Source organism: Saccharospirillum alexandrii, assembly GCF_004000275.1.
GTDB classification, from domain to species: domain Bacteria; phylum Pseudomonadota; class Gammaproteobacteria; order Pseudomonadales; family Natronospirillaceae; genus Saccharospirillum; species Saccharospirillum alexandrii.
On sequence record NZ_RCIP01000004.1, the window covers coordinates 136,128 to 151,868 of the forward strand.

Here is a 15,741-nt window from a genome sequence, read left to right on the forward strand (position 1 = left end):
CACCTTTTAATTGGACCCTTTGACCCAACCTTTACGCCTACTTAGCCAAGTACCGCCGGGTCATGACCACAGACCGCTACCGAGTATCAGAGACCGCCATGAGCATCGAACAACGCGCCACTGTCACTATTCCCCTGGGTGAAGCCTCGGTGCCCACCCGTTTTGTCAGCTTTAATGACCTCAGTGACAACAAGGAACATCTGGCCATTCTATATGGCACGCCCGAACAGGATGATACCCCACTGGTGCGCTTGCACAGCGAATGCCTGACCGGTGATGTGTTTGGATCGCAGCGTTGCGATTGTGGCGAACAGCTGCACGAGGCCCAGCGTCTGCTGGCCGATCAGGGCGGCGTGTTACTGTACTTGAGACAAGAGGGCCGCGGCATCGGCCTTTACAATAAGCTGGATGCCTATGCCCTTCAGGACAAAGGCATCGATACCTATACCGCTAACGAAATGCTCGGCTTCGCCCACGACATGCGTGATTTCAAACCCGCGGCGGAAATGCTGCTGGCGCTGGGCATTAAACGCATTCGCCTGTTGTCGAATAACCCGCACAAGGCCAGCCAGTTGCAGGACTTTGGCATTGAAGTCGTCGACCGTCAGGATACCGGTGTCTACGTCAACCAGCACAATGCCGCCTACCTGAAAGCCAAGGTCGACCAGCAAGCCCACACCATTTTGCTCGACCAGGCCCGCAAACCGGCATCGGGTGAGCGGTAACAGCCTGTGCATAACCCGGGTATAACCGTTGCATGAGCTGGGTATTGGCTGGGGAGAAAATATCAGGCTTTTGCTGTTTATCCGGTGAATTAAGGCTGAAATGGCCCTAAGCCTGGGGATATCTCTGTGCGTTACCTTTGTGTATAAAAAACCCGGCCGGTACGGGTAGTGTGATCACTGAACCTTATTCATGACGCAACCGTAGTCATTAATCGACACACTTACCCGGTAACCGCCCGTGCCACGTACCCCCGCCAAACACAATCTTCCCGAAAAACACTGTGCTCTGTGCCAGCGCCCCTTTAGCTGGCGTAAAAAATGGGCCGATTGTTGGGATTCCGTCAAATATTGCAGCGAACGTTGCCGAAGATCCCGGAAAAGTAACGCCAATACGGCTGGATAACCACGAATACTGGACGTCATACCGGCTGCGTGACACTCTGGCGGGGTTAATAACGGCTCAGGAAACCGGTTATGCAATATCTCGAAGAATGGTTAACGGCAAGCGATGGTCACGCCATTCCAGTCAAGGTCTGGCGTCCGCGGACACCCACAGCAACGCTGGTCATCGCTCATGGTATGGCGGAACACGCCAGCCGTTACGCGCCCCTGGCCGACTGGCTGAATAACCGGGATATCGCGGTTGTCGCGATAGAGCATCGCGGCCACAGCGACGACTGCCCCGAAGCCGATCTCGGCCACTATGCCGATCAGGATGGCTGGAACAAGGTGATTACCGACCTCGACCAGGTCGTCGACTACGCCCGTTCACTGGAACCCGATGCCCCTCTGACCCTATTTGGCCACAGCATGGGGTCTTTTATTGCCCAGGCTTATGTTCAGCGCTTTGGTGACAAACTGCAGGGGCTTATCCTCTGCGCCACCAACCGCATCAACCGGCCGCAATTGATGGTCTCCAAACTGATGGTCGATACGATCAAAGCCGCAAAAGGCCCGCGTCACCTGAGCCCACTGGTCACTAAAATGACCTTCGGCGCTTTCAACAAGGCCTTCAAACCCAACCGCACGACCCATGACTGGCTGAGCCGGGATACCGACCAGGTCGACGCCTATCTGGAAGATGCCTACTGCGGCTTCGACTGCACGGTTCAGCTGTGGAGCGATTTTATCGGCGGTTTGCTCACCATCGACCCGCGCCAGTGGCCAAAAAACCTGCCAGTCCATGTCATGTCTGGCACCGATGACCCTGTCGGTGAATTCGGCAAGGGCATTGGCAAACACATCGAGGCAATCAAAGCAGCCAGGGTTACTTTAGCCAGCACCCGCTTGTTCGAAGGCGCCCGCCATGAACTGGTGAATGAAACCAATGCGCTGGAGGTGTGGGAGCATCTGGCGGGGTGTGTGACGACTCGCTGATGATGGGGAGGTTAACTAGTTGTGGATATTGCCAACTCAAGTTTCAGAGTTCAGTTTTCTAGTGTGCTTTTCGTCCGCGACGGCTACCGGTGGTTCCTCTGTGGGGTCGGCGTAAATCCTTCCATGGAGCCTAGACCGCAGCATCCCTGCTGCGGACTTCCCCACAGAGGAACCACCGGCATCCATCGCTAGTATTGTGCGAACTCTGAAACTTGAGTAATCGTCAATTGGCGCTATTTGCCAATGCAAAAACTCGAAAAAATCCGCCCTAGCAGGTCATCAGAGGTAAATTCTCCGGTAATCTCGTTTAAGGCGTTCTGCGCCAAACGCAGGTCTTCAGCTAACAATTCCCCCGCGGCTGCGCCCAATAACTGGGCTTCACCCGACTGCAAAAATGCCTGAGCCTGATGTAAGGCTTCCAAATGCCGACGCCGAGCGATAAAGCCACCTTCGCGGGCACTTTCATAACCCATCAGTTGTTTCAGGTGTAAACGTAGAGCGTCGAGACCGATCTGGTCCCGTGCGGATAGCCGGATCACTGGCTGTGACTGCTCTGTGGATAAACCTGGGGACTCTTCTGTAATATCGATCTTGTTGCGCACTACCGTTATCGCCGCGTTGGCGGGCAGGCGATGCACAAAATCGGGCCACAACTGAGTCGGATCGGTCGCCTCGGTTTCACTCGCATCCACCATGAGCAGGACTCTGTCGGCCTGTTCAATCTCTTGCCAGGCGCGTTCAACTCCGATGCGTTCGACGGCATCTGGCGTATCCCGCAGACCAGCGGTATCAATGATGTGTAACGGCATGCCGTCTATGTGGATATGTTCGCGCAATACATCGCGGGTGGTGCCGGCGATGTCAGTCACAATAGCACGCTCGTTACCTGCCAGGGCATTGAGCAGACTGCTTTTGCCCGCGTTTGGCCGGCCGGCAATCACCACCGTCATGCCATCACGCATCAGGCTACCTTGGTTGGCCGCTTCGGTGACTCGGTCGAGCTGGCCAATAATGGCTGCCAAATCCGACTGAACCTTGCCATCGGACAGAAAATCGATTTCTTCCTCGGGAAAGTCGATCGACGCTTCAACGTAAATACGCAGACGGATCAGTTGTTCAACCAGGCTATGAATTTCTTTGGAGAAGGCGCCTTGCAGGGACCGCACGGCAGAGCGGGCGGCTTCGCTGGAGGAAGCGTCAATCAGGTCGGCAATGGCCTCGGCCTGGGCCAGGTCCAGCTTGTCGTTCAGAAAGGCGCGTTCGGAGAATTCGCCGGGTCGCGCCAGGCGGGCGCCGAGCTCCATAACCCGCTGCAACAGCAAGTCCAGAATGACTGGCCCGCCATGGCCCTGAAGCTCGAGTACGTCTTCACCGGTAAAGGAGTTGGGATTGGCAAAAAACAGAGCAATGCCTTCGTCCAGTGGTTGCTGGTCGGCATCGAGAAAGGGGCCGTAATGGGCGTTGCGAACCTGAGGAGTGTAACCGAGTACGGCATGAGCGATATCGACTGCGCCCGTTCCGGAAACCCGGATGATGCCAACGCCACCTCGTCCGGGTGGCGTTGCCAGGGCACAGATCGTATCGCGGTCGGACATCAGCTGCCCGATTTGGCCTTGTCGGCTTTCTCGAACTGACGGTTAACGATGTACTGCTGCACAATGGTGGTCACGTTGTTGACGAACCAGTACAACGTCAGACCGGCCGGGAACCAGAGGAACATAAAGGTGAAGATCACTGGCATGAACTTCATCATCCGCGCCTGCATTGGGTCCATGCTCGGTTGCTGCTGCATCTGCATTTGCACGAACATGGAGGCGCCCATCAGCAGCGGCAGCACGAAGTAGGGGTCTTTGATCGAGAGGTCTTCAATCCAGAAGATAAACGGCGACTGACGCAGCTCGACGGCTTCCATCAGCACCCAGTACAAGGCGATGAAGATAGGCATCTGCACCAGGATCGGCAAACAGCCGCCCATGGGGTTCAGCTTCTCTTTCTTGTACATCTTCATCATTTCCTGACCCAGACGCTGGCGATCGTCGCCGAACTGCTCGCGCAGCTGCGTCATCTTCGGCGCAAACTTGCGCATCTTGGCCATGGAACGGTAGCTTGAAGCGGTCAGCGGGTAGAGAACCATCTTGACCGTCAGCGTCATTAGTACAATCGCCCAGCCCCAGTTGCCCACCAGGCCGTGCATGAATTGCAACAGTTTGAACAATGGCTGGGCCGCCCACCACAACCAGCCGTAATCGACCGTCAATTCCAGGTGCTCGGCGATGGTTGCCAGGTCATCCTGATCTTTCGGGCCGACGTACAGTTGGGTTGATGTAGTGGCGGTATCGCCCGGTGCTACTGTTAACGCCGGTGACTGAAACCCTGCGTAATATAAGCCGTTTGCGAGCTGGCGAGCGTAGTAGCTGTGCGACTGATCGGCCGCGGGTACCCAGGCCGACAAGAAGTAATGCTGCAGAATGGCAATCCAGCCGCCAGTCTGGGTGATTCGGAAGGTTTCATCTTCCATGTCGCCAAAGGAGATTTTGCGATAACGGTCGTCCGGTGTGGTGATCGCCGCGCCGAGGTAAGACGCCATGCCAATCTGGCCACCGGCGCTTGGATCATCAGAGCGGTCACGCTTGAGCTGGGCGAACAGGTTGGTGGTGATGGCCTGTTCCGAACCGTTCTGAATCTCGTAACGAATGTCGATCAGGTAGCTGCCACGCGTCAACGTGAAAATCTTGTTAACGGTAACGCCCGTGTCGGTGGTGTGCGCCAGCGTCACTTCAAGCTGCTCGGTACCGTCGTCCAGTAGGTATTCGTTCTGGTCTGCCTGGTAGCGCGCACGTTGCTCACTGTCGATGCCATCAGGCCCGACCAGACCACTCATGGCCGTGTAAGTGCGCTGACGATTTTCGAGAATGCTGAAAGGGACATTCGGCGTATCGGCGCGGGCCGGGTATTCCGGCAGGGCCGCATTGATGACGTCTCCGCCATTCAAGTCAATCGTCAGATCTAGCACGTCGGACTGCAGTCTGACCACATCGCCACCGCCGGCAGCTGGCGCAGCCGCACTGACCCCGCTTGCGGCTTCAGGCACTTCACTGTCTGGCGCAGCAGCACTGGCGGTATCAGAGGGAACCTCGGACTGAGGGACTTCCAGAGGGGCCATTTCTGACGAACTGGCGGTTTGCTCTTGCTGCGGCGCACCGGAATAGTCAGACGACCACTGCAGGACCAAGATGTAAGAGACCACGGCCAAACCCGCGATCAGGACAATACGGCGCACATCCATAATCAATTTCCAGTCAGATCATTAACCCTGAACCGATTCCTGACTGTCAAAAACACGCTATATCCAACGCACCAGGGGTCGGATGAAGATGGGAGCAGTCTGTGGTGGCCCGGTTCAGGCTGAGGAAGCTACACGGCAGACGACATCCGCCCGCTTCCTGTGTAAAAAGCGCCGAAATGGTACCTGCACAGGGTGTTTATTGCCAGCCAAATACCGGCCGCAGGGCAAAAACGGTCATCCCGCTTCAGGCTGACTCTGCCGCGGCCTTATGCCAGCGACGTGTCAGCCGTCTGAGCTGTTTATCAATCAGCTCGTGCAACTGCTCATGCGTCAACAAGCCCAGTTCCTTTCGACCCATCAGGATGATGTCGAGCGGTGGCCAGTCGGCGTAATGCAATCGAAAAACTTCGCGGGCACATCGCTTGATACGGTTTCGGGCTACCGCCGTGCGGATGTTCTTTTTGGCGAGAATAAAACCAAGGCGAGCCGACCCCGATTGTGCAGGGCGGGACAAAAGCAGTAATTCGGGGCAAGCCGATTTGACGGCTACCTGATCGAAAACGGCACGGAAATCCCCGGGTGTCAGCAAACGATGACTGCGAGGATGTCCGTAGCCCGGTGCAGAGTCAGTACCGGGTTCCTGGGCGCTTTCCGGAGAAATACCGGTTAGACCGTCAGGGCAGCACGACCACGAGCACGGCGACGTGCCAGAACCTTGCGGCCATTGGCTGTGGCCATACGGGCACGAAAACCGTGGGTACGCTTGCGCTTCAGGACGCTGGGTTGAAAAGTACGTTTCATGGTTGTTCTCACACCGAGTCGGGGGAAGCAGTGCTTCCGGTTAGGCATTGGGTCCGGTTTCCCGTTTTGGGAAGCGATCGAACCCCTAAATTTGGACGGCGGATTCTAATCACTTTGGCGGTCTAATTCAATGACGATTTTTTAATCAGTGGGTATTCAGTTTTTCAGCGCGTCATCCTGATTCACTGCTGTCAAATCGGTCCGCCGTTTTTCAATGTGATCACTTAAAGAATATATATAGGTATGTAGTGTTTTAGGTTTAGTTCTTTGTTGTTACTTACTAGGGCAGACATTTTCTGTTTAAAAACCTAAAAAATCTATATAAAACAATAAGTTACAGACGTTAAAAGTCTGGGCTTCCCTGGGTATGGCCTGGGTATGAGCGGTCAACAAGGTGTGTGTAACATAGCTAGTTATCCACAATGATTTATTCACAAAACCGTCCCTGTGGTTACGCACAGCCTTGTGCGCCCGGTTATTCACAGACTTTTCCTGCCAGGGTTTATTGTCGAAAAACGCTCTGTAAGGCCCGGATAAAGCGGGATTAGGGCGGTTTGAGCGACGGTGAAAAGAAGAATCGATGGTGCTGTTTTTGACGAGACTGCGACTGGCGTGTGACGTGTGGGCAAGTTAGAATGCGGCTTCTATTTTGATCGTCTTCCGGAGAGTTTGTGCCCGATTCAGCCTGGCAACAGTGTCTTGACCTGCTGCGCGGAGAGGTTCCCTCGCATCAGTTCAATACCTGGATTCGCCCCCTGAGCCATCGACACGATGGTGAGGCGCTGGTGTTGCTGGCACCCAACCGTTTTGTGGGTAACTGGGTTCGGGACAAATATTTGCATCGCATTCAGGAACTGATGAATCAGTTTGGTGCGACCGGGGCGGAAGTACTGGTAGAAGTCAGTGCCCGGTCCGGTCGTCCGGCACGGCCGGCGCGGCGTTCACCGGAACCCCAAAAACCGGCCCCTACCGGTAACGACAAGCGCGGGCAGACCGGTACTCTGGTGGATCCGGAATCCGCACAAACTGATAACCTGCCGCCACCGACCGAGCCTGCTTCTGTTGTGGCTGAACGGCTGAACAATGACCCGATGCCCGTGCAAACGACGGGCTCCCAACGTGGTAAGGGGAAATTTCAAAGTTACCTGAACCCCGGTTTCAGCTTTGCTTCCTTTGTGGAGGGCAAGTCAAACCAGCTCGCCCTGGCAGCGAGTCAGCAGGTGGCTGATAACGCCGGTGGTGCCTACAACCCACTGTTTATATACGGGGGTGTTGGTCTGGGTAAAACCCACCTGATGCAGGCGATTGGTAATCATATTGTCGATCAAAACCCTGGCGCCAAAGTGGTTTACTTGCACTCGGAACGGTTTGTGGCGGATATGGTCAAGGCGTTGCAGCTCAATGCTATGGCCGAGTTCAAGCGGTTTTACCGAAGTCTCGATGCTCTGTTGATTGACGACATACAGTTTTTCGCCAAAAAAGACCGCTCCCAGGAAGAGTTCTTTCATACCTTTAATGCCTTGCTGGAGGGCAACCAGCAGGTGATTCTTACCTGCGATCGTTACCCCAAGGAAATTGAAGGTCTGGAAGATCGCCTTAAAAGCCGTTTTGGCTGGGGCCTGACCGTGGCAGTGGAACCGCCGGATCTGGAAACCCGGGTGGCGATTCTGATGAAGAAGGCGGAAAAGCAGCGAGTTAAGCTGCCGGCCGATGCGGCATTCTTTATTGCTCAGCGAATCCGTTCGAACGTACGGGAACTCGAGGGTGCGCTGAAACGGGTAGTGGCGAATTCGCAATTTACCGGAGCGGCGATCAATACTGCCTTTGTTAAAGAGTCGTTGAAAGACCTCTTGGCGCTGCAAGACAAACAAGTCAGTATTGATAATATTCAGCGAACGGTGGCTGAGTATTACAAGATTAAGATATCGGATCTGCACAGCAAGCGACGCAGTCGCAGCATTGCACGTCCGCGTCAGGTGGCGATGGCCCTGGCCAAAGAACTGACCCAGCACAGCTTGCCGGAAATTGGCGAAGCCTTTGGCGGCCGCGACCATACAACGGTGTTACACGCCTGTCGCAAGGTCAGGGAATTGCGCGAAACCACCCTGGACATCAACGAAGATTACAACAACCTGTTACGAACGCTGACCACCTGATTAATGGATGGAAACGGACTCATGATTCAATTCTCATTGCCACGAGACACCCTGTTAAAGCCGCTGCAACTGGTGGGGGGTGTTGTTGAAAAACGTCAGACATTGCCAGTACTGTCTAACGTGCTGCTGGAGATCGAAGGCAACCAGCTGTCACTCACCGGTACTGACCTCGAAGTCGAGATTCAGGGCCGGGTTGAACTGTCGGAGCCCTCGACCGAGGGTGCTGTCACGGTCCCAGCGCGCAAGCTGCTCGATATCGTCAAGTCACTGCCGGACGACAGTCTGATCAGTCTGGTTCAAAACGACGACCGTGTGGTGGTGACCAGCGGTCGCAGCCGCTTCACGCTGTCCACCTTGCCGGCATCCGATTTCCCGAATGTCGAGGAAGATGAAAACACCCTGAATTTCAACATGCCGCAGAAAACGTTAAAAAAGCTGGTGGACGCTACCTCCTTTGCCATGGCGCAACAGGATGTGCGTTATTATTTGAACGGTATGTTGCTTGAATTGTCACAGAACAGGGTGCGTACGGTAGCGACCGACGGCCATCGTCTGGCTATGAGCAGCCAAAGTGTCGAGGCACTGGGTGTTGAGGAACGGCGCCAGGTTATTGTGCCGCGCAAGGGCATCCTTGAATTGAACCGGCTGATGAGCGACTCGGATGACTCGGTTGAGATCTCGCTGGGCACCAACCATCTGCGCGCTAAAACAGCGGCCTTTACCTTCAGTTCCAAGCTGGTTGACGGCAAGTTTCCGGACTATGAGCGAGTAGTGCCTCGTGGTGGTGATAAGGAAGTGGTGGGCGATCGGCAGTCGTTGCGTTCCATTTTCAGTCGTGCAGCCATTCTCTCCAACGAAAAATACCGAGGCGTCCGTCTCTTGCTCAGTGAGAATAATCTCCAGGTCAGGGCCAATAACCCGGAGCAGGAAGAAGCCGAGGTTAATCAGGAAATCGATTACCAGGGCCCGGAACTCGAAGTCGGCTTCAATGTAACCTACTTGCTTGATGTCATGAACGTGACCCAGGGTGAGCAGGTCAAGTTGGTGCTCTCAGACGCCAACAGCAGCGCCCTGCTGAGCGATTTCGATGATGACTCTTCGGTGTATGTTGTGATGCCGATGCGCTTGTAACCGGGCATAGGGTCTTTAGCCCGACATGTCCATCCGACGACTGACCATTCAGGGTGTCCGCAACCTGGCGGAGGCCCGTTTCGACCCCGGCCCGGGTGTTAATGTGCTGGCCGGGGATAACGGCGCTGGCAAGTCGTCGGTACTCGAAGCCATTCATCTGCTGGCGTTGGCCCGCTCCTTCAAAGTGTCCCGTACCCGTACCCTGATTCGCCAAGGCGTCGACGACGCGACGGTGTTCGCAGAGTTCGCCAACAAGACCCGTGTCGGTGTGCAACGCTCTCGCACCGGGCATCACAGCATTCGGATAAACGGTGAATCGGTCACCGCAGTGTCTGAACTGGCGCAACGGCTTCCCCTGCAGCTGATTCACAGCGACAGCTTTCTGTTACTGGAAGGCTCGCCGGGGCATCGTCGACAGTTTCTGGACTGGGGTGTCTTCCATCAGGAAGACACGTTTCACAGCCAGTGGCAAAACGCGCAAAAAAGCCTTAAAAACCGCAACTCCCTGCTTCGATCTGGTAGAATAGAGCGTTCGCAGCTGGCCATTTGGCAGCGTGAATTTATCACCGCTGCCGAGCAGCTGGATGAATTGAGAAAGCAGTATCTGGAGGGCTTCGTGCCCCGGTTTCACCAGGTGCTAGCGGCGCTGATCGATCTGCCCGATGTTCGGATTCATTATTACCGGGGCTGGGACAAAGCCCGGCCATTGGCTGATGTGCTCGAGCAACAATGGGAGCGTGATCTTAAGTTGGGGTATACCCAGAGTGGCCCACAACGCGCTGATATGCGCATCAAGGTGGGGAACCAGTCTGCCAGCGATGTGCTGTCGCGTGGCCAGCAAAAGCTGGTGGTGTGTGCACTCAAGGTCGCTCAGAGTCTGCATTTGCAAGACGTTCACCACCGCCCAACAACCTTTCTGGTAGATGATCTGCCAGCGGAGTTGGATCGGCACCATATTCAGAAGTTAGGCGCCCTGATGGAAGGACTGACCGGTCAGGTCTTTATGACCAGTGTCGACCCGTCACTCCTCAAGGATTTTTGGCAAGCGCCGGATCAGGTCCGAGTGTTCCATGTGGAACAGGGCCAGGTACGTCCGGCGAACGATTTGGAGCTACCAGATGAGTAACAGTTACGATTCCTCCAGTATTAAAGTACTTAAGGGACTGGATGCTGTGCGCAAGCGTCCCGGTATGTACATTGGGGATACGGACGATGGCACCGGTTTGCACCACATGGTGTTTGAGGTGGTGGATAACTCCATCGACGAAGCCCTGGCAGGGCACTGCAAAGACATCAAGGTAGTGATTCATCCGGATGAATCGGTCACCGTCAGTGACGATGGTCGGGGCATTCCAACCGACATGCACGAAGAAGGGCAGTCGGCAGCAGAAGTGATCATGACGGTTCTCCACGCTGGCGGAAAGTTCGACGACAACAGCTACAAGGTATCGGGCGGCTTGCACGGTGTGGGTGTTTCAGTCGTCAACGCCCTGTCCTCTGAAGTGATTCTTACCATTCGTCGTGACGGTAAGGTGCATGAGCAGCGCTACGTACATGGGGTACCACAGGAACCGCTGAGGATTGTAGGCGAGGCTGATTACACTGGGACGACCATTCACTTTAAACCGTCCGCCGAGACCTTCACGTCCATTGAGTATTCGTTTGATATTCTGGCCAAACGCTTGCGAGAGCTGAGTTTTCTGAACTCAGGGGTTGCGATTCATCTGAAAGACGAACGCAGCGGCAAGGAAGAGTACTTCAAGTACGAGGGCGGCTTGAAGGCCTTTGTCGACTACCTGAACAAGAACAAGCAGACACTGAACCAGGTGTTTCATTTCTCGTATCAGCGGGAAGAAGACGGCATCGGCGTGGAAGTGGCCATGCAGTGGAACGACACCTATCAGGAAAACATTCTGTGCTACACCAATAACATTCCCCAACGGGATGGTGGCAGTCACCTCGCTGGCTTCCGTGCTGCCCTGACGCGCACGCTGAATACCTATATCCAGAATGAAAACCTGCAAAAGAAACACAAGGTGCAGACCACCGGCGATGATGCACGCGAAGGTCTGACCGCTATCATCTCGGTGAAAGTACCGGATCCGAAATTCAGCTCCCAGACCAAAGACAAGCTGGTTTCCAGCGAGGTCAAACCGGCGGTTGAACAGGAAATGGGCAAACAATTCGGTGATTTCCTGCTGGAAAACCCGAATGAAGCCAAAATTCTGGTCGGTAAGATGATCGACGCGGCCCGGGCCCGTGAAGCAGCCCGCAAAGCCCGTGACATGACCCGACGCAAGGGCGCGTTGGATATCGCGGGTCTGCCCGGCAAACTGGCCGACTGCCAGGAGAAAGATCCGGCACTGTCTGAACTGTATTTGGTGGAGGGTGATTCAGCCGGTGGCTCTGCCAAGCAGGGCCGCGACCGTCGTACCCAGGCCATTCTGCCGTTGAAAGGCAAGATCCTGAACGTCGAGAAGGCCCGCTTTGACAAGATGTTGCAGTCAGCCGAGGTCGGCACGCTGATCACAGCCCTGGGTTGCGGTATCGGCCGTGAAGAGTTCAATCTGGCCAAACTGCGTTATCACCAGATCATCATCATGACGGATGCCGACGTCGACGGCTCGCACATTCGTACCTTGTTGCTGACCTTCTTTTTCCGGCAAATGCCGGAGCTGATTGAGAATGGCCACATCTATATCGCACAGCCGCCCCTGTTCAAGCTGAAGAAGGGCAAGCAGGAGCAGTACATCAAGGATGAAAAAACCCTTGAGCAGTACCTGATTTCCCAGGCGCTCGATGGCACGGAGTTGTTCGTGAATGACACCGCCCCGCCGATCCGTGATGCCCAGCTCGAGAACCTGGTTAACCAGTATAAAGAAGTGATGAGCCGGATTGATCGCATGAGCCGGGTTTATCCAAAAGCGGTGCTGCAAGAACTGATCTATATGCCAGATCTGACACCGGAGATGTTGTCAAACCAGGAAGAAGTCGCCGACTGGGTGGATCACCTGAGCGATCGTCTGATGGACACCAACGCTGGCAGCACGACGTATCAGATGTCGATCACCGAAGATCAGGAACGCCACATCTTTGTGCCCAAGGTGCAGGCGATTGCTCATGGCCTGGGAACCGACTACCAGTTCTCTCATACCTTCTTTGAAAGCAAGGAGTATCAGGCCATTGTTGCGTTGCGTAACGTGCTGGATGGCCTGATTGAAGAGGGCGCCTATCTCAAACGTGGTGAGAAGTCCCAGCCCATTGCCGAGTTCGAGGAAGTCATCGAATGGATGATGGGTGAGGCTAAGCGCGGCTACAACATTCAGCGCTATAAAGGGCTGGGTGAAATGAACCCGGACCAGTTGTGGGAAACCACCATGGATCCGGAGCAGCGCCGTATGCTGCAGGTGACGATTGAAGACGCCATCGGCGCCGACCAGATCTTCAGCACCCTGATGGGTGATGATGTAGAGCCACGACGTGCCTTTATCGAGACAAATGCACTGCTGGTGAGCAACCTGGATTACTAGGTGGTTTCTTTTACCATGCTGCCTCGAGTTCGTGCTGGCAACCGCTAGGTCTATCCGGGGTCGGGCGGAATGCCGCCCACTCAATCCATCCCTGGAGCCTAGACCGCATGATATGAATCCCGTCCATGGGATTCACCCTTCGGGTTCGCTGCGCTCATGCTAAAACGCTCCTGGCGTTTTAGTCCCTGTTGCGGACTACCCCGGATAGACCTACCGGCCGCCAGCACTTAGCTGGATATCGCGGTTAGACCTAAAGAATAGTAATTCGATATTTGACTAAAGGGCCTACTAAGGCCCTTTTTTTTATGGATATAAAGTCTTTTTACCCATAGAAGTGGTGCTCGCGCCTGGTGCTGCGCACCTATTGCTAGACAATAGAAGGTATTGTTGTCTTGCTCATTGGCTAGAATTTCGTTCTAGGGCTCTTTCAATAGCTCTAACGTTTAGTCTGCAGCACTAGAGCCTCTGAACAACTCCCCTAAGGCTCTGCGCGAGCTAAAACGTTTTGGCCAAGTGGGCGGCACCGGAGTGCCGGCCCAGTCCTACGCACTTCGCAGCTCAATGGCGGTAGCCCTTGTCAAGAAGTGCAACGCCGGGGCAGGACGTTTTAGTCGCGCCCTACGGGTGGTGCGGCATTCCGACTTTCCGAGGAACGCTGCTACTTCGTTGGACTCATTTGAAAGGTCTAGACATTCCTGCATAAGTCCAAGTCCGCCTCGCGGCAACGTCCCTCGGATAAGCCAGAGCCTCAGGGGAGTTGTTCAGAGGCTCCCTAGCTATTAAGTTCCACGTGGAACATGGTTCAAATTAAGTGATCTCTAATCAGGGTCACCCTGGTGAGTGCTCAGACAGTCCGGCCAGTATCGGTCCTTTGGAAAGCGTCCCCGATAGTCTGCCAATAATCCCTCTGCCTTTAACAACTCATATTGCGTCATTGATCCAGGATGCTCAGTAATCTTCCGTTGGCTATTGATGATCCTGAACCATGGCAGGCCAGATTCTCTCGGCAGTGATCTAAGCCAGGCTTGTATTTGCCGAACATGAACGCCGCACAGGCTTGCCAGGCGGCCATAGCTGGTGAAATAGCCGGGAGGAATGGAACTGAGGGTCTGGTAAAACGCGGCTTTGGCCGATGTGTGAATGTCATCCTGATGGTTACCTGACATGCCTTCCTACCTGAAACAGAATTGGTTAGTCAGTTTAGCCGCTGCGGTGAGTTCGGTGAATGGGTGATATCAAGGTTGGTGGGAAAGAGAAGAGGGGGATTAACAATTTGATCTGTTGTGAATGTAAGGGTTTGTTCCACGTGGAACAACCCTTACGAGCGACAACCATCGTTATCAGCTTTGGAGTTTGTCCAAGGCGTTAATGACGTGCTCTGAAGAACTGACTTCGAACTGTCCTGGTTCCTCCACTGCTATCCATTCAACGACGCCATTCTTAGCAATCAGGGCGAAGCGGCGAGAGCGCACGCCCATACCACGAGCAGTCGCATCCATTTCCAGACCCAGGGCTTCTACAAAATCGGCGTTGCCGTCGGCGATCATGTCCAGGGCGTCTGCATTCTGCTGTTTGCCCCAGGCAGCCATGACGAAGGCGTCGTTGACACTGAGGCACACGACGCGGTCAACTCCTTTTGCTTTGAGGGTGTCGGCGTTTACCACGAAGCCGGGCAGGTGTGACTGGCTGCAGGTGGGGGTGAAGGCACCTGGGACAGCAAACAGTACGACCGTCTGGTCGGCAAAAAGATCGTCGGATGACACGCTGACGGGGCCGCCTTCGCCCATGCGGTGTAGCAGGACATTGGGCAGGGTTTCTCCAACTTGAATGGTCATAATCTCAGGCTTCTCCATGGGTTCCAGTCTGTTCAGTGATGGTGTTTGATGGCCATGATATACGAAACCGGGCTGGCGGTGGACTTGATGCGGCTTAATTGAGACATTGACTGGGACGGGGTCGCAAACCGATCAACCACAGACTTCAGGAGCATATCGGCCATGGTATCCGACGGCATTGATGCGAACAGCGCAGGAAAATATACCCTGGCGAGGATTCAACCTGCCGACAACGCCGCCATGGCGATTGTAATTCGACAGGGGCTGACTGAATTTGGCGCCAACCGCCCGGGTTTTGCCTGGCAAGACCCGGAACTCGACGATCTGAGTCGTGCCTATATCAGCGACACTACGGCATATTGGGTTATCAGAAGCAGGGAAGGGGTTGTGGGTGGTTGTGGTATAGGACGTCTGCACGGGGTGGCGCATTGTTGTGAGTTGCAAAAAATGTACGTGCTTGCCGAACATCGCGGTGCGAGACTGGGCGCACGACTGATGGAAGTGGCCCTGGACTTTGCTGCGCGTCATTATCAGTGGTGCTATCTTGAGACCTTGAACGGGATGGCTCAGGCAGCCGCGCTGTATCGACAATCGGGTTTTATTCGCCTGCCTCAACCCATTGGCCAAACCGGTCACAATGCGTGCGATCACTGGTATATTAAGGAGCTCAACAATAATAAGATAAACGGATAACCTTGGGGCTGTGGTCCATGTGCACTGTTTTGGAAAATGAACAGTGACCTGACCCGGCTTTTCAAATGGATTACCTCCCGGGTGAGGTGAACGACTCCCTCACTGACTGCCGTGCGACTGTGCCTGCCAAAGCCCGGAGCTGACAAATGGATGTTAAGCTGTGCTGTTAAGAACACGCCGGAATGCGCTACTGAGCCATTTACAACG

General features: G+C 54.8%; 14 protein-coding genes. 8 read left to right on the forward strand and 6 right to left on the reverse strand.

The window, feature by feature from the left end; genetic code table 11:
• Positions 1-98: 98 nt before the first annotated feature.
• The 3 genes from ribA to EP166_RS16450 all read left to right on the forward strand — a co-directional run bounded on the left by ribA (position 99) and on the right by EP166_RS16450 (position 2,102).
• Positions 99-725 (forward strand): GTP cyclohydrolase II, encoded by a 627-nt coding sequence (gene ribA / locus EP166_RS16440; protein ID WP_127559088.1) that lies wholly within the window; start codon positions 99-101, stop codon positions 723-725.
• A 238-nt stretch (positions 726-963) separates the two neighbouring features.
• Complete coding sequence (locus tag EP166_RS16445; RefSeq protein WP_127559090.1) at positions 964-1,128, forward strand: DUF2256 domain-containing protein; 165 nt, start codon at positions 964-966, stop codon at positions 1,126-1,128.
• A 71-nt stretch (positions 1,129-1,199) separates the two neighbouring features.
• The gene (locus EP166_RS16450) at positions 1,200-2,102 is read left to right on the forward strand and encodes an alpha/beta fold hydrolase (protein WP_127559092.1); all 903 of its coding nucleotides are present in this window, start codon (positions 1,200-1,202) and stop codon (positions 2,100-2,102) included.
• 233 nt (positions 2,103-2,335) lie between these two features.
• Here the strand turns inward: EP166_RS16450 and mnmE are convergent, their stop codons facing one another.
• From mnmE to rpmH, 4 genes are all read right to left on the reverse strand, one after another.
• Positions 2,336-3,697, reverse strand: a complete 1,362-nt coding sequence (gene mnmE / locus EP166_RS16455) for a tRNA uridine-5-carboxymethylaminomethyl(34) synthesis GTPase MnmE (RefSeq protein ID WP_127559093.1) — start codon at positions 3,695-3,697, stop codon at positions 2,336-2,338.
• Positions 3,697-5,388, reverse strand: a complete 1,692-nt coding sequence (gene yidC / locus EP166_RS16460) for a membrane protein insertase YidC (RefSeq protein WP_127559095.1) — start codon at positions 5,386-5,388, stop codon at positions 3,697-3,699. Before yidC ends, mnmE begins: the two co-directional genes overlap by 1 nt.
• 244 nt (positions 5,389-5,632) lie before the next feature.
• On the reverse strand, positions 5,633-6,049 hold the full coding sequence (gene rnpA / locus EP166_RS16465) for a ribonuclease P protein component (RefSeq protein WP_127559097.1): 417 nt from the start codon (positions 6,047-6,049) through the stop codon (positions 5,633-5,635).
• Positions 6,050-6,054: 5 nt separating this feature from the next.
• Positions 6,055-6,189, reverse strand: coding sequence for a 50S ribosomal protein L34 (gene rpmH / locus EP166_RS16470; RefSeq protein ID WP_028670321.1), 135 nt, complete (start codon positions 6,187-6,189; stop codon positions 6,055-6,057).
• Positions 6,190-6,860: 671 nt separating this feature from the next.
• On the opposite strand from rpmH, the gene dnaA reads away from it, so the two are divergent.
• From dnaA to gyrB, 4 genes are read left to right on the forward strand one after another with little or no spacing between them, the layout of a single operon-like run.
• Entirely contained in the window at positions 6,861-8,345 is a 1,485-nt protein-coding gene (gene dnaA, locus EP166_RS16475) for a chromosomal replication initiator protein DnaA (RefSeq protein ID WP_127559098.1), read from the forward strand.
• 24 nt (positions 8,346-8,369) lie between these two features.
• On the forward strand, positions 8,370-9,476 hold the full coding sequence (gene dnaN / locus EP166_RS16480) for a DNA polymerase III subunit beta (protein ID WP_127559543.1): 1,107 nt from the start codon (positions 8,370-8,372) through the stop codon (positions 9,474-9,476).
• 25 nt (positions 9,477-9,501) lie between these two features.
• The gene (gene recF, locus EP166_RS16485; protein WP_127559100.1) at positions 9,502-10,602 is read left to right on the forward strand and encodes a DNA replication/repair protein RecF; all 1,101 of its coding nucleotides are present in this window, start codon (positions 9,502-9,504) and stop codon (positions 10,600-10,602) included.
• On the forward strand, positions 10,595-13,006 hold the full coding sequence (gene gyrB, locus EP166_RS16490) for a DNA topoisomerase (ATP-hydrolyzing) subunit B (protein ID WP_127559102.1): 2,412 nt from the start codon (positions 10,595-10,597) through the stop codon (positions 13,004-13,006). Before recF ends, gyrB begins: the two co-directional genes overlap by 8 nt.
• A gap of 818 nt (positions 13,007-13,824) precedes the next feature.
• Here the strand turns inward: gyrB and EP166_RS21780 are convergent.
• Together EP166_RS21780 and EP166_RS16500 are read right to left on the reverse strand one after the other, a co-directional pair.
• On the reverse strand, positions 13,825-14,172 hold the full coding sequence (locus EP166_RS21780; protein ID WP_127559104.1) for an MGMT family protein: 348 nt from the start codon (positions 14,170-14,172) through the stop codon (positions 13,825-13,827).
• A gap of 174 nt (positions 14,173-14,346) precedes the next feature.
• On the reverse strand, positions 14,347-14,841 hold the full coding sequence (locus EP166_RS16500) for a peroxiredoxin (protein ID WP_127559106.1): 495 nt from the start codon (positions 14,839-14,841) through the stop codon (positions 14,347-14,349).
• Positions 14,842-15,003: 162 nt separating this feature from the next.
• Between EP166_RS16500 and EP166_RS16505 the strand changes: the two genes are divergently transcribed.
• Positions 15,004-15,534 (forward strand): GNAT family N-acetyltransferase, encoded by a 531-nt coding sequence (locus tag EP166_RS16505; RefSeq protein ID WP_127559108.1) that lies wholly within the window; start codon positions 15,004-15,006, stop codon positions 15,532-15,534.
• Positions 15,535-15,741 lie beyond the last annotated feature (207 nt).